Here is a 1,266-nt window from a genome sequence, read left to right on the forward strand (position 1 = left end):
AGGTGGGATGAACAGCTCAGAAGACGCTTGACTTCAAATCGCCGAATAGAGAAGTCCCGGCATTTGCTGGAGCGGATCAAGCTTGAAGCGTTCGGGCTGTGCGGCCCAAACCTTGCAGATGACCTGGTAGGGTGTGAGGCCTTTGAGGGTCTTGAGCCTGCGGCCGAAGTTGTAGGCCGAGATGAAATCGGCAAGGTGCTGGCGGAGCTGATCGTTGCTCTCATAGTAGAAGGCCTGACGGGTGCATCCTTGATGGTCCTGTTCATCCTCTCGACTTTGCCTTGGTCGTTCGGTGCTCGATGTCGTTCGTGGCGCAAGCGTATTCGAAGGCATGGGCCCAGAAGCGTTCGCCGTTTGCGATGGCCTCCTTGATCAATGGCACGGCCGAACCGCCGGCGCCGGGCGTCGTGAACTGGATGCCGTTGTCGGTGAGCACGGTGTGGATCTTGTAGGGAACGGCCGCGATCAGGCGCAGCAGGAAGTCTCTCGAGACGGCGGTGGTGGCCTTCTCGTGCCGTTCGACGAAGGCGAACTTCGAGGTGCGATCGATGGCGACGAACATGTGCAGCTTGCCCTGTTCGGTGCGCACCTCGGCGATGTCGATGTGGAAGTAGCCGATCGGGTAGCTCTTGAATTTCTTCTTCGCCGGCTTGTCGCCTTCTACGTCCGGCAGGTGGCTGATGCCGTGGCGCTGCAGGCAGCGGTGCAGTTACGTGCGCGTGAGGTGTGGGATCGTCGGTTGTAAGGCATAGAGGCAGTCATCGAGCGGCAACGGAGTGTATCGCCGGAAGGCAAGGATGACGGCTTCCTCTCAAGAGAGAGCACAGTCGATCTCGGCTCTCTCGGACCGCTCGGCAGATCGGCCACCGAGGTCCGCTCTCGTCATTTGGCGACGGTCTTTTGGTTGATCCCGTAGCGTTTGGCGAGGCCCCTCAGGCTCTCTTGATGGGGTGGACGGCGCCCGCAACGGCATTATCCTCGTGAGAGGCGTGCCAAGATGGCTGCTGTCGAGCACTCATCTGAAGGAGCACCGTCCATGGAAAAGACTGACATCGAACTCAATGCTGTAGCCACCGTTGGCCTCGATCTGGCCAAGCATGTCTTCCAGGTCCACGCTGTCGACGCTGCTGGCCGTGTCTGCCAGCACATCGTTGCGCCGCAGCGCACAAGACATGACGATTCTTCGAGGGTCTACCGTCGTGCCTGATCGGCATGGAAGCATGCGGCTCGGCTCATCATTGGGCTCGCGAACTGGCAAGTTTTGGC

The 1,266-nt window shown here is 59.9% G+C and carries 2 pseudogenes; one reads left to right on the forward strand and one right to left on the reverse strand.

The window, feature by feature from the left end:
* Positions 1-33: 33 nt before the first annotated feature.
* Positions 34-936: pseudogene (locus AC0L3D_RS36665) on the reverse strand (DDE-type integrase/transposase/recombinase).
* A 100-nt stretch (positions 937-1,036) separates the two neighbouring features.
* On the opposite strand from AC0L3D_RS36665, the pseudogene AC0L3D_RS36670 reads away from it, so the two are divergent.
* Positions 1,037-1,266: pseudogene (locus AC0L3D_RS36670) on the forward strand (IS110 family transposase); the annotation flags it as partial.

The organism is Mesorhizobium sp. WSM4837, from assembly GCF_055811435.1.